The organism is Pseudocitrobacter sp. RIT415, from assembly GCF_003057695.2.
Classification (GTDB): domain Bacteria; phylum Pseudomonadota; class Gammaproteobacteria; order Enterobacterales; family Enterobacteriaceae; genus Pseudocitrobacter; species Pseudocitrobacter faecalis.
Window position 1 is genome coordinate 53786 of the sequence record NZ_QBJC02000019.1, and the last position, 13673, is coordinate 67458.

Consider the following 13673-nt stretch of genomic DNA (forward strand, 5'->3'; position numbering starts at 1 on the left):
CCCGCTATTTAATCACCGCATAAATCTCGCGCTGTACATCCAGCCAACGCTCATTGTGCATCTTTGGCTCGGCCTTCACGCGTTGTCGGGCGTTATCCACTTCCCGCCGTTGACGTTCAACCACGGCGGGGCGGGTGCAAAACGCCTGCAACAGATCGCGTCTGGCGGACGTGAGCGCCTCACCGCCCGCCAGCGCGTGGCTCAGGGTGGTGATAAAGCGCCGACACGGTTTTGGCTCGTCCATTTGCAGGCGGTAACGCAGTAGCAAAGCAATCACTTCATCATGCTGTGCTGACAGCGCCTGCTCCGTCCAGGCGAGCTGCCACGCCATTCCGCCGCGCATAAAGAGCCGCACAACATCAACATCGTTACGATCGATAGCCGACCGTAATCCATTGATATCCCAATTAATACCGCGATTCGCCAGTTGTTCTCGCGGCGACTCTCGCGACGGCGCTTCAATGCCCGGCGCAGGCGTTGTCGATGCGCTGACCGTTGGCGCGGCAGGCGACGTATTGAGCATCCAGATGCCCCCAACAACCATCGCCAGTACCATCAGGCCCACGGCGGCCCACAGCCCTGAAGAGATTAATTTTTCCCGTGCCTCCACCGTTCGGGCGGATTTTTTCCGGGTACGTTCAATGGACTCATGGATAGGCTGATCATCCGCACCGTTAAGCCGGGCAAACTCACGCTCTTCATCCCAGAAATGCTGCACCTCGTTGCCGTCCGTCGCCATCAGACTGGCGGGATTCACCAACGTTCTGCCCTGCTCAAACGCACGCTGAATCGGCGTCGCAATCTGGCGAGCGTAAATATCCAGCAGCAAAAACGCGGTGGATGACACGGTACGCTGGCTGACCACCGCCCTGCGCATCTGGCGGATATCGTCAAGGAAAGCATGCAGTGTTAAACGCGGATCCGCATGGAAGGTAAGTAGGGTCGCGCTATGAAAAAGCGAAGCGTAGTGGCGCGAAAACTCTTTTTTATCCACCACCAGCAGCGCAAGCTCGCTGAACTGCATGCCACTGAGAATATCGCCCTCTTTGCTGCGCGAGAGCCAGCGCCGCACGCAGTCCGCGCCAAACTGCAGCTTGAGGTGATTGTGCAAACGGGTGGTATCCGGCCAGGCCTGACGAATAAGCGCGGTCAGCATCAGTTGGATCGTGCGCAACTGCCGCAGCGCCAGGGCTTCCAGTTGCTCAGCGTCCGCATCAGAGTCGCTCTCAAAGACCAGCAGCGGCTGACGGCGGCGCATCAGCTCCAGCGCAGCCACCATGCGCGCCGCCGCAATCAGCTGATCCTCCGTGATGGGTTGCCCGCGCTCATATTGCGGTACCAGCTTCTGTAAATGGCGGAGTTGCAGGGTAAACTTGCTCAATTCAGCATCATTGAGGTTAAGCTTTTTCGCGACACTCGCCCAGCCGCCAAGATTCAGCCGAGCCTGATCCAGTTGCTCCAGAAACCAGCGAGGATCCTTACCTTCCCCGACACGCATATCGAGCAGGTTAAGGATCTCCACAGACGCCTGACGGATCACGCCCAGACAATGTTCAAATAATTGATGCGATGGAGTAGGCATCATCCACATCCTTAACCCACAGTGGGAAATAACCCGAAGATTAGTAAGGTCTATTTTTGTTTTTTTGCTGATACAACATATACGAAACCTTCAAAATTAAAAGGCCACGGCGCCGTCACTGATGCGAAAGTCGATCCCTCTCACGACATTCCGCAAACGATTGGCCTGTCTTTCTATTGTTGCAGCGAATTTTACGATTGAGGGGAAATATTCTCGCCTCCTACCCGATTGAACCAGGCCATCTGGCAAATAGGCGCGCGTCATCGCATCCTCTACACTCGCTAACCATCTGAGTGAGGAAGAAAAATGCCAAATACAGCCCTGCGTCTCAGCCCAGAAGGGTTAGCGTTTATTAAAAAATGTCAGGGATTTTCTGCCGAGCCCTACCAGGATGAATGTCATCTGTGGGTCGTGGGTTATGGTCATTTGATTCAGGGAAGCGAGACGTTCGATATGCCGCTTAGCCAGCAGCAGGCCGATGTGTTATTGCAATGGGATATTCACGTCTGTCAACGCGTACTGGCGCACGAAATACAGGTGCCCCTTCTCCAGTCTCAATACGATGCGTTGCTATCGCTGGCGCTCAGTGTGGGGCCAGAGAGGTTTGCCGCCTCCGCTATCGTGCGCTATATCAATCAGCAACAGTTCGCGAAAGCACTTGCGGTATGGCGAGCCGAAACAGAGCTTAACGGGGTGAAAAGCAACGGCCTGAACAGACAACGTCAGGCCGAATGTGCCTTATTCCGAGCAGATCTGGGACGGGAATTCGTGTGCGCCGAATAACATCGCCGCCTGAGTACGATTTTTCACATCCAGACGTCGGTACAGTGATTCCAGATGCGCTTTCACCGTACCTGCGCTGATATTCAATGCCCGACTGATCTCCTTATTCGACTCGCCATTAGCCAGCAGTTCCAGAATTTCACGCTGGCGATGGCTGAGCTGATCGAGACCACGCTTCTCGTTTTCGTAATTAAACATCCAACCGCCGGGAAGGCACATTAACCCACACGCGGCGCTATTGATCGCCTGCACAAACGTTTCGACACTTTCATGGCGCGGCACAATAGCCTGAACATTCCATGCAAGCGACTCTTTGAGCCACGCTTGCTGACAATCACTCGCTACAATCACCGTGTGTGATAACGGAAATTGCTGTGCTTTTTCCTGCAATAACCAACTGCAAAACGATTTATCCATGTCGCCATCCAGAATAAGTAATGACTCTGGATATTCCAGCAACCGTCGCCACAGTTCATCAGCCTGACTGACGGCGTAAATATCTACTTCAGGAATATTTTCCTGCAAACTGATTTTCATTCCATGAATAAATATTGACTGCCTGTCAAACATGATTACCTGCATACTGATTCCTCATCAGAAAAATGAACCCTACACATTGAGGGGTGAAGGGTATTACTAGCGGAGGTAAATAAGAACTCGCTGTTTGGCCTGGGCTATTTTACTGATGAAAATAAAAATAAAAACATTTTTGTTATGAATGATTTGGAGTCCTGGGGAGAGATTACTTATTCTCATTATTTATTACATTCTATTTAAGGAAATCCTGAATATAATTTTCAGCGGAATAAATATTAATTTTGAGAAGAATAGCGCGATGGCGAAAATAAAGGAAAGGTGATGGAAAGAGGCGAGTGTTACAAAGTGTGAAATAGCACGCGTTGTTGGGTTCCCCCCTCACCCTAACCCTCTCCCACAGGGAGAGGGGACTGATTGTGCATAGCTTACAGAACTGCGTCGGTTTTCTCCCTCTCCCTGTGGGAGAGGGCTGGGGTGAGGGGGTACTACAAAAACATTCCCCCAGACACTTCCACCCGCTGTGCACTCATCCAGCCAAGTTTATCGCTTAGCAGCGCGGCAATCGCGTCACCAATGTCATCTGGCACACCCACGCGCCCCAGCGCGGTTTGCGAGGCAATGTACTGATTAATCTGTTCATTATCCCGCACGCTGCCACCGCCAAAATCGGTTTCTATCGCCCCTGGCGCAATCACATTCACCGAAATGCCGCGCTCGCCCAGCTCTTTCGCCTGATAGCGCGTCAGCACTTCCATCGCCCCCTTCATGGCGGCATAGGCGGCAAAGCCCGGAAGCGCGAAACGTGCCAGCCCCGTCGAAACGTTCAGGATGCGTCCGCCGTTTTTTATCAGCGGCAGCAGATGCTGAGTCAGGAAAAACGGCCCCTTAAACTGAATGTTCAATAATTCATCAAACTGTGCTTCCGTGGTCTCGGCAAACGGTACATTGATCCCGATTCCAGCATTGTTCACTAAATAATCAAACGTGTCGCGCTGCCACGTCTCTTTCAGCGCCTGTGTAACCTGCTGCGTAAAATCGCCAAACGTGCTGATATCACTGACATTCAATTGTAATGCCACCGCTTTCACGCCTATTTGCTGAAGTTCTTCTACCACATCCTGTGCCGCCTGCTGCTGGCTATTCCAGGTAAAGATAATATCTGTTCCCTGAGCCGCCAGCTTTAATACGGCATTTTTGCCCAGACCACGGCTGCCGCCAGTCACTAATGCGATACGTTGCGTCATGAGAAACCTCATTTCAGTGGGTATGTTCGTTGAGAACAAGCTTATTAGGTGATAAAAGAACAATAAATATTGCTGATTACGCTTCACTGTCTCATTTAAAACAACAATAAGGGTTAGGGATGGATAAAATTCATGCAATGCAACTGTTCATCCGCGTAGCGGAACTGGAGAGTTTCTCCCGCGCCGCCGATACCCTCGGCCTTCCTAAAGGTAGCGTATCGCGCCAGATTCAGGCGCTGGAAAACCAGCTTGGCTGTCGTTTGCTGCACCGCACCACGCGGCGTGTTCACCTGACGCAGGACGGTATGGTCTACTATGAACGCGCCAAAGATCTGCTCAGCAATCTTGAAGAGCTCGACAGCATGTTCCAGAGCGACCCCAGCAGCGTCAGTGGGCGCTTGCGCGTCGATATGCCCGTAGCCGTCGCGCAAAATGTGGTCATTCCCCGGCTGCCCGCGTTTTTGCAGCACTACCCCGGCATTGAGCTGGAGCTAAGCAGCAGCGATCGCCTGGTGGATGTCATTCGTGAAGGGTTCGACTGCGTGGTACGCGTAGGCCATCTTAAGGATTCAGGATTAATCGCCAGGCCGCTCGGCAAGCTGACGGTGGTGAACTGCGCCAGCCCGGATTATCTGGCCCGATTCGGCTATCCAGAATCGCTGGATGAGCTCGAGGATCATGCGGTGGTGCATTACGCCACCAGCCTCGGTGTGCGCCCACAGGGGTTTGAGGTGCTGGTGGATAAAACCACGCGCTGGGTGAAAACCGGTGGTGTGCTGACGGTCAACAGCACCGAAACCTATCACGCCGCCTGCCTTGCCGGGCTGGGGATTATTCAGGTGCCGCGCGTTGGCGTGCGGGAGGCGCTGCGCAGCGGTAAGCTCATCGAAATTTTGCCACAGTATCGCGCGGAGCCGATGCCGGTCTCGTTGATTTATCCCCATCGCCGCAACCTGTCACGCCGGGTGCATCTGTTTATGGAATGGCTAACTGAGGTGATGAAAGCGTACGTTGATTAGCAGAGTCTATAATTTAGTGATAGTAAACAAGAGAAAAGGAAAACCGACCTGATGACGCCGGAAAATGACGTAAAACGTCCTACTCAGGAACTGGAGCACGACCCCATCAAACCCATCGATACCGAAATGCATCGGGCTCCAGAGGAGCCAGGAAAAGCCACGCAAGCGCTGAACAAAGTCACACATACCGCGCAGAAAATTCAGCAGCAGCCGATCATCGCCCACCTGCTCCGCGCCGCCGAGCGCTTTAACGATCGTCTGGGCAATCAGTTTGGCGCCGCCATCACCTACTTTTCATTCCTGTCGATGATTCCTATTCTGATGGTGTCGTTTGCTGCTGGCGGTTTTATTCTCGCCTCGCACCCCACGCTGTTGCAGGACATCTTCGATAAAATTCTGACTAACGTGAGCGACCCAACGCTTGCCGCCACGCTAAAAAGCACGATCAATACCGCCGTCCAGCAGCGTACCACCGTCGGTTTAGTCGGCCTTGCAGTGGCGCTCTACTCAGGCGTGAACTGGATGGGTAACCTGCGAGAGGCCATCCGCGCGCAATCGCGTGATGTCTGGGAGCGCACCCCGCAGGATCAGGAAAAAATCTGGGTTAAATACCTGCGCGATTTTGTCTCGCTGATTGGCCTGCTGGTTGCGCTGATTGTCACCCTGTCGATTACCTCGGTTTCTGGCTCGGCACAGCAGATGATCATTTCAGCCCTCTATCTCGACAGCATTGAGTGGCTGAAACCGGCCTGGCGGTTGATTGGCCTGGCGATTTCCATTTTCGCCAACTATCTGCTCTTCTTCTGGATCTTCTGGCGGCTGCCGCGTCATCGCCCACGTAAAAAAGCCCTGATTCGCGGCACGTTCATTGCGGCTATTGGCTTTGAGGTGATTAAAATCATCATGACCTGGACACTGCCTGCACTGGTGAAATCCCCGTCCGGCGCGGCGTTCGGTTCGGTTCTGGGTCTGATGGCGTTCTTCTACTTCTTCGCGCGCTTAACCCTGTTTTGCGCCGCATGGATTGCCACCGCGCAGTACAAAGATGACCCGCGCATGCCGGGCAAGACGCATCGTTAATGCGCTATCGGGCTGAATGAAAATGCAAAATTTCAGCCCGATTCATCATTTCAGCAGATAAATCCAGTTAGTAACTTTTTTTTAACCAAAATCCAGTTTTATCCACTAACGTGTAATTTCTGTGAAGCATTTCATAGAAGCGATTTCGCTGGCTTAAAAACTATCCACTTTTTGCCGTTTTTCCACGCTTCCGCCCGGTCTGTTACAGATTGAAATGTCGATTTTGCTATGTCTAATATGGCCGTTCGTTCGCTATAAAATAAGAAAAGACTATGCAAGCTACCGCCACAACACTCGATAACGAACAAGACATCGCACCGGTTAACTCACGTAATAAAGTCGTCGTCGCTTCACTCATCGGCACCGCCATCGAGTTCTTCGATTTCTATATTTACGCCACCGCCGCAGTGATTGTTTTCCCACACATCTTCTTCCCGCAGGGCGACCCTGCCGCAGCCACGCTTCAGTCGCTGGCGACCTTTGCCATCGCCTTCGTCGCGCGTCCGATTGGCTCTGCGCTGTTCGGCCACTTTGGCGATCGCGTTGGGCGTAAAGTGACGTTAGTGGCCTCGTTATTGACGATGGGGATTTCCACGGTGGTGATCGGCCTGCTGCCGGGCTACGAGACTATCGGCATTCTGGCACCGATGCTGCTGGCGCTGGCGCGTTTTGGCCAGGGGCTGGGGTTGGGCGGTGAATGGGGCGGCGCGGCGCTGCTGGCAACGGAGAACGCCCCGCCGCGTAAGCGCGCGCTGTACGGTTCCTTCCCGCAACTGGGCGCGCCTATCGGCTTCTTCTTTGCCAACGGCACCTTCCTGCTGCTCTCCTGGCTGTTAACCGACGAGCAATTCATGAGCTGGGGTTGGCGCGTGCCGTTTATTTTCTCTGCGGTGCTGGTCATTATCGGGCTGTACGTCCGCGTGTCGCTGCATGAAACGCCGGTGTTCGCCAAAGTCGCCGCCGCGAAAAAACAGGTAAAAGTGCCGATGGGCACGCTGTTGACGAAGCACGTGCGCGTGACGGTTCTCGGCACCTTTATCATGCTGGCGACCTATACGCTGTTTTATATCATGACCGTTTACTCCATGAGTTACAGCACCGCCGCTGCGCCGAACGGTTTAGGACTGCCGCGCAATGAAGTGCTGTGGATGCTGATGCTGGCGGTGATTGGTTTTGGCGTGATGGTGCCGATTGCCGGGCTGCTGGCCGATCGTTTTGGCCGCCGTTCCAGCATGATTGTCATTACCTCGCTGATTATTCTGTTCGCGCTGTTCTTCTTCCAGCCACTGCTCGGCTCCGGCGAGCCGTCGCTGATTATGCTGTTCCTGTTGATTGGCCTGAGCCTGATGGGGCTGACGTTTGGCCCAATGGGCGCACTGCTGCCGGAGCTGTTCCCGACGGAAGTGCGTTATACGGGGGCGTCGTTCTCTTATAACGTGTCGTCGATTCTTGGCGCGTCGGTTGCGCCGTACATCGCGGCCTGGTTACAGGGCAGCTACGGGTTGTACTACGTAGGCGTGTATCTGGCAGCGATGGCGGCGTTGACGCTGATTGCGCTGCTGCTGACCCATGAGACCAAGCATCAGGCGTTGTAAAACGTCCCCTCACCCCGCCCTCTCCCACAGGGAGAGGGAGAAAACCGCACAAACTTAACAATTAGCACTGTCGGTTCCCTCTCCCTGTGGGAGAGGGTTAGGGTGAGGGCATCAGCGCGCACCGTCCAGCATCAATGCTTCATCTGCGACAAAATCGTCTGGCACTGATTCACCTCCCCTTCTGACGGCGAAATCAACGCCAGCAGCGCCGCCGCCGGTGTGACGAGCGTTGCCAGCGCCGCCGCCACCGCACCGCGTGCAATCAGCGGCCCGGCTTTCACGCCTGCCTGCGGGTTCTTAAAGCTGCCGCGTACATACAGCGGCGAGCGCAGGGTAATGATGCGAATCCCCTTACTTTCCGGGTCAATCGTCAAATCGAGCTGCTCTGAAGCGAAACTGGCGGTGCCGGTCACGTTAATCAGCGCGTTTTCCGTATCAAAGGCAAAAATCTGCGGACGCGCTACGCCGTTGACAATATCGAGGTTTGCCGCCGCACAGTTCACCCGCACTTCATCATCGCCAAAAATCTGCCCAACGATAAAGTTGCCCACGTTCAGACCAACAATCTCCATTAAGTTACGGCTGATAAGCCCATCGTTCATCAGCAGCTTCAGGTTACCGTTGCTGTTACCCAGCAGCGCCGCCACGGAATTCCCGGTACCGCGGAACTGCGCATCGCCGTTCATCTCACCGAGCGTTTTCTGCATCAGTTCCACGTTGGGCATCAGCTCTTTCAGCTTCAGACGACGTGCCTGAATATCCGCCTGACCACGCATCGGTTTACGGTCGCCCTCCAGATGGATATTGCCGCTGATCGTGCCGCCCGCGAGCCCAAGTTTGATAGGCTGCAGTCGCAAATCGGCATTTTTGAGGATGATGTGCGTCGACAAATCGCTAATCGGCAACGTGCTGCCATGCTCAATACGGCGCCCTTTAAAACGCACATCCGCATCCATCACGTCCCATTTGTCGGTTTCGAAGCGGTCATAAGGCAACACTTTATCGGCAGGCTGTACCGTGGCTTCCCCTTTACGCGCCTCGGCGCTTTTCGCTTTTTGCGCACCTTTTCCGGAGTCCACGCCAATCAGCGGGCCTAAATCCGCCAGCCGAAGCTGACGCGATTCCAGATCGCCTTCCAGTTTCGGGCGCGGTTTCCCGGTGGTATAGGTCAGCGAGCCATGGATATCGCTGTCGCCAATACGACCATTGAATTTGCGATAGTCAAAAACGGACGACTTTTCGCTATCAATTTTCGCCACCAGCCGACCATCCGTTTCAAACGGCGGGGTGTCAGGCAGAAGTACGCCCGTGAGATCGTAGAGATCGCTCAGGGAGTCACCGGAGAATTTAAGCTGCAGATCGACACCGCCCATCTTCATCGGATCGTTGATCGCGCCAACAAACGCCACTCGTGTATTACCGGATCGGAAATCGGCCTGCACCGGGAAAGGTTGCCCTTCACCGCGCAACGCCAGCATCCCGCCAATCTTACCCGTGCCGGTAAGCGGTTCGCCGCGATAGCGCCCCTGCGCTTTCAGGCCGAAAACATAATCCCCGGCCTTCGTGTTATCGCCCTTTCCTTTACTGCCGGTGACTTCACTGAACGGCAGCGGTTTGCCGAGCGGATCAACCAGGATCTCAATATCTGCCTTGCTCACTTTGTCATCCACGGTAATGCGCCCGCGATCGAACAAAATATTATCCAGACGGAATGACCACGCCGATGGCTGGGCGTTTTTCTCATCCTTGCCGTCACCGATATTGAAAGTCCAGTTATTGTTTTTTTCCGAGAGGCGAATCAGGCGCGCGTCCGGCTGTTCCAGCTTAATCCACGGTAGCCAGACCGTTTTGGTCAACAGCGCCAGCGGCGCAAGCGTAGCTTCTACGCGCGGAAGATGCACCATGGTGACATCAGGGATATCCGGCGGGTTGCCGAGCATGATGTCTTCAGCATGCACGTGCGGCCAGGGGATCCAGCTTCGCCAGCCGGTCTCCTGCTTCTGACGCTCCCACACCACGCCAAGATCGCCGCGAATGGCGAAGGGCCGGTGCAATTCTGTGGAGACTTTTTCGTTGATGGTTGGCTTCAGCCGGTTCCAGTCGAAGGTCGCAATAATTATCACCAGCAGGATAATCAGGGCCACTAATACCCCTGCGGTGATGGCAATCGCTTTGCTTAATTTCGTCACGCTCGCTCCTTTCATGAAATTCCTCACCTCTCATAAAGATAGCTGAGGGAGAAGAGAGCGGCGTAAATCAGGAAAATGCTATTACGACATCGTCGAGCGTCTTCATGGGAACCGGGCGGGAAAGAAAGTAACCTTGCGCCGCAAAGGCGGGCGATTCCTGTACGTCCTGCCACTCTTCCTGAGTTTCCACGCCTTCCACTATCACGCCGCGGCAGTAGCGGTTCATCAACTGTAATAGCATGGTGAAGAGATTGCGCCCCTCGGGCGTTTTGCGCAGCATGATAAACAGATCGCGGGCGACTTTGATGTAGTCGTAGCGCACTTCACTGAGCGATGAGAAGTTTGCCATGCCCGTGCCAAAATCATCGAGCCACAGCGAGCCAAACTCGCAAATGGACGCATACGACGATTCCTGCGGCAGACGCGTATGCTCAACTAATTCGAAACGCAGCCAGTCGAGCGGCTCAATCATGTCTTTTAGCGCCTGATCCTGCTGCATCGCCATCAGCGTGGGGCCGTCCACGTTGACCGACGCCAGGATGTGGTTCTGCGCGAAGAATTCCTGCTTCAGCATCAGCATGTGCAACTGCTCTTTTAGGACAGCGATACGCTGGCTGACCGGCACTTCAGAGAAATAGCGGTCGGGCGCAATGCGTTGAGAAGGATGGTTGGGATGCGTCACGACCGTCAGCACTTCAATCGCCATCAGGCGGCCTTCAGTGGTATAGATGGGCTGGTAAGTGTAGGCGCGTTCACACTCCAGCCAGTCGTGCTGTGCCTGCAGATTCGCGAGACCTGGCTCAGGAATGCTCAACTGCGGGATGACCGGCGTTAACTTCATTTCAGCTTCCTGTTGCAATGAGGGATCGAATGGAACTCGTCAACAGGTTATCGGCGGGTTAAAGGAGAACTTTATGTGCAAAAATTTGCGCTAACACGCGCTAGCTCAAAAAAATAATGGAACGATGTTTTAATATAGTTGACCACTAAAACAGCGCAGCGCACACTAGCGCTAATATTCCGATTCAGATCAGGTTCACGACTATGTCTAAAAAAATTGCCGTGATTGGCGAATGCATGATTGAGCTGTCCGAGAAGGGCGCAGACGTTACCCGCGGCTTTGGCGGCGACACTTTAAACACATCAGTGTATATCGCACGCCAGGTTGATTCTGCTGCGCTGCGCGTCGACTACGTCACCGCACTGGGCACCGATACGTTCAGCCAGCAGATGCTGGATGCCTGGCAAGCAGAAAACGTCGGTACCGGGCTGATTCAGCGTATGAGCAACCGCATGCCAGGCCTCTACTACATCGAAACCGACGACACCGGCGAGCGTACGTTCTACTACTGGCGTAACGAAGCCGCGGCAAAATTCTGGCTGGAAAGCGATGAAGCCGCTGCCGTTTGCGAAGAGCTGGCGACCTACGACTACCTCTACCTGAGCGGGATCAGCCTGGCGATTTTGAGCCCGACCAGCCGCGAAAAATTGCTCTCTCTGTTGCGCGAATGCCGCGCTAACGGCGGGAAAGTCATTTTCGACAACAACTACCGTCCGCGCCTGTGGGCCAGCAAAGAAGAAACCCAGCAGGTTTACCAGCAGATGCTGGAATGCACCGACATCGCCTTTCTGACGCTGGACGACGAAGACGCACTGTGGGGCGAGAAGCCGGTTGAAGACGTCATTGCGCGTACCCACGCGGCAGGCGTGCAGGAAGTGGTGGTGAAACGCGGCGCAGACTCCTGTCTGGTAGCGATTGCAGGCCAGAACGTGGTTGATGTTCCTGCGGTGAAACTGCCGAAAGAGAAAGTTGTGGATACCACCGCAGCGGGCGATTCTTTCAGTGCGGGTTACCTGGCGGTACGTCTGACCGGTGGCGATGCGGTCGCGGCGGCACAACGTGGTCACCTGACCGCCAGCACCGTGATTCAGCATCGCGGCGCGATTATTCCGCGCGAGGCGATGCCGGCTTAAGGGCAAGCCCCTCACCCTAACCCTCTCCCTAAGGGAGAGGGTACCGATTGTGCCAAAGGTTAAACGTGTGCGGTTTTTCTCCCTCTCCCTCAGGGAGAGGGCGGGGTGAGGGTTGTTTTACTGCCCCGGCGGAATATCCGACACTTCCTGGTGCACGTCATCCCCGCTTACCGGTTCTGCCGCCACAGGCGCTGCCATCACGTTATCCCAGGTCGCCTTCAGTTCCTTCATGTTATGCTCTGGCTCACCGGCCGGCTGCTGCAAAATCAGCGCCATATCCTGCGACAGCTGGCTGCGCAGATCCTGATTCACCATATCGAGTGTTAACGTATCAAGGAAGTTCTGGCGCAGTTGCTGATACTGCTCTGGCGCGATATCCACGACCTGATTTTGCAACGAACGCATACGCTGGCTCATCAGCACATCGGTGTCGGTGCGCGCGTAAGTCGCGAACAGTTTTTGCAGCTCCAGTTTTTTCTGCGCCACCAGCGCGTCGAATTCTTCAACCGGCAAACCCTTTTCGCGGACTTCCGCCAGCTCCTTCGCCACCACGCCGAGATTGCCGTCGAGCTTATCGCCCGGAGAATCCAGGTTGATAGAACACTGCGCACGCAGATACAGCACCCGGCAATCAAAGCCTAACGCAATATCTTTCGCGTTGTTTTTGCTCAGTTTCTGCTGAACATGCCAGAACAGCGCTTCACGCGCGAGATCCGCACGCCAGTAGCGCAGCATAGCCGCAGATTCGCGAATCGGTTGCCATGGGGTATCCCACATCAGCGACAGGCGATCCTGAGTGACGTTTTTGGTCATGATGCTGACGGCTTCCGGGCGCAGCGGCGAAAGCGTCGGTACCGCCGCTGGCGTTTCACGTTTGCCCTTCAATTCGCCGAAGGTTTTGTTGATTTGCTCTGCAACCGTGCGGCTGTCAACGTTCCCCACCACAATCAGGGTCATCGCATCCGGGGTGTACCATTTCTGGTAGAACGCTTTCACCTGTTCCGCATCCACCGGACGCTTCAGCGGTTCTGCCGGGTCGTGACCCAGCATGGTTGAACCTTTCAGACGATAGCGCCACCAGCCATCTTTAGTATCCTGTGGCCAGGTTGCAACCATATCCTGCGTATTCAGCGCATGTTCAATAGTTTGAGGCGTAATCGACACGCTGTTGCCCGCGCTGGCAAGCCAGGCGAGAGACTCTTTCAGTAAGTCTGTGCGGTTGTTCGGCAGGCTTAAATTAAAGTGGGTGTAATCATAAGAAACGATCGCGGGCGGCAGCGGCCGTTTCGGGTCGATGCCCTGCTGCCACAGTGAGCGCGCCTGCATCGGTTGTAAGCTTCCGCTTTGCGTCAGCGCAATGCGGGGAATGAGATGGCTGTAGCCGGTTTGTTGCGCGCTTTCAGAGAGCGAGCCGATATTCACCACCAGCCGGATTTCAACGCGATCGCTGGGACGCTGAGGCGTGGAAAGCACCTGCCACTGAAAACCATTAGCCAGGGTACCCTGTTGCCAGGCGGGATCGGGCTGTAGCGCCTCTGCCTGCACATAACCCGCTGTCGCCATCATCAGCAAACTGCCAGCTAAGAGTCGAATTTTTGTGCCCTGCATGTGAACCCCTGATGAACGTTCCTGGTTACAAAGGCAATCCACACGTCGTGGTTGCCGAAAAG

The 13673-nt window shown here is 54.8% G+C and carries 11 protein-coding genes; 5 read left to right on the forward strand and 6 right to left on the reverse strand.

From position 1 onward, the window contains the following. Positions 1 to 4: 4 nt before the first annotated feature. Entirely contained in the window at positions 5 to 1585 is a 1581-nt protein-coding gene (locus tag DBY68_RS17340) for an STY4199 family HEPN domain-containing protein (RefSeq protein ID WP_108476765.1), read from the reverse strand. 303 nt (positions 1586 to 1888) lie between these two features. Here DBY68_RS17340 and DBY68_RS17345 point away from each other — a divergent pair, with 303 nt between their 5' ends. Beyond that, a complete protein-coding gene (locus tag DBY68_RS17345) occupies positions 1889 to 2365 on the forward strand; it encodes a lysozyme (protein WP_108476764.1) in 477 nt (158 codons plus the stop codon). Here DBY68_RS17345 and DBY68_RS17350 read toward each other — a convergent pair. Further along, entirely contained in the window at positions 2321 to 2947 is a 627-nt protein-coding gene (locus DBY68_RS17350; protein ID WP_108476763.1) for a response regulator transcription factor, read from the reverse strand. The two genes, DBY68_RS17345 and DBY68_RS17350, sit on opposite strands and share 45 nt — an antisense overlap. A 440-nt stretch (positions 2948 to 3387) precedes the next feature. Continuing rightward, positions 3388 to 4146, reverse strand: a complete 759-nt coding sequence (locus DBY68_RS17355) for an SDR family oxidoreductase (protein WP_108476762.1) — start codon at positions 4144 to 4146, stop codon at positions 3388 to 3390. Positions 4147 to 4265: 119 nt separating this feature from the next. Here DBY68_RS17355 and DBY68_RS17360 point away from each other — a divergent pair, with 119 nt between their 5' ends. The 3 genes from DBY68_RS17360 to DBY68_RS17370 all read left to right on the forward strand — a co-directional run bounded on the left by DBY68_RS17360 (position 4266) and on the right by DBY68_RS17370 (position 7840). Next, the gene (locus DBY68_RS17360) at positions 4266 to 5165 is read left to right on the forward strand and encodes a LysR family transcriptional regulator (RefSeq protein ID WP_108476761.1); all 900 of its coding nucleotides are present in this window, start codon (positions 4266 to 4268) and stop codon (positions 5163 to 5165) included. 51 nt (positions 5166 to 5216) lie between these two features. Then, positions 5217 to 6245 (forward strand): inner membrane protein YhjD, encoded by a 1029-nt coding sequence (gene yhjD / locus DBY68_RS17365; RefSeq protein WP_108476760.1) that lies wholly within the window; start codon positions 5217 to 5219, stop codon positions 6243 to 6245. Between the two features lie 272 nt (positions 6246 to 6517). Next, positions 6518 to 7840: an MFS transporter gene (locus DBY68_RS17370; RefSeq protein ID WP_108476759.1), complete on the forward strand. Its 1323-nt coding sequence runs from the start codon at positions 6518 to 6520 to the stop codon at positions 7838 to 7840. A gap of 131 nt (positions 7841 to 7971) precedes the next feature. Here the strand turns inward: DBY68_RS17370 and DBY68_RS17375 are convergent, their stop codons facing one another. Both DBY68_RS17375 and pdeH read right to left on the reverse strand, forming a co-directional pair. Continuing rightward, on the reverse strand, positions 7972 to 10029 hold the full coding sequence (locus DBY68_RS17375; RefSeq protein ID WP_108476805.1) for an AsmA family protein: 2058 nt from the start codon (positions 10027 to 10029) through the stop codon (positions 7972 to 7974). A 67-nt stretch (positions 10030 to 10096) separates the two neighbouring features. Beyond that, positions 10097 to 10870 (reverse strand): cyclic-guanylate-specific phosphodiesterase, encoded by a 774-nt coding sequence (gene pdeH / locus DBY68_RS17380; RefSeq protein WP_108476758.1) that lies wholly within the window; start codon positions 10868 to 10870, stop codon positions 10097 to 10099. A gap of 203 nt (positions 10871 to 11073) precedes the next feature. Here pdeH and DBY68_RS17385 point away from each other — a divergent pair, with 203 nt between their 5' ends. After that, positions 11074 to 12003, forward strand: a complete 930-nt coding sequence (locus DBY68_RS17385) for a sugar kinase (RefSeq protein ID WP_167405898.1) — start codon at positions 11074 to 11076, stop codon at positions 12001 to 12003. A 117-nt stretch (positions 12004 to 12120) separates the two neighbouring features. Here DBY68_RS17385 and DBY68_RS17390 read toward each other — a convergent pair whose 3' ends face one another. Further along, on the reverse strand, positions 12121 to 13611 hold the full coding sequence (locus DBY68_RS17390) for a pitrilysin family protein (protein WP_108476757.1): 1491 nt from the start codon (positions 13609 to 13611) through the stop codon (positions 12121 to 12123). Positions 13612 to 13673: the final 62 nt, after the last annotated feature.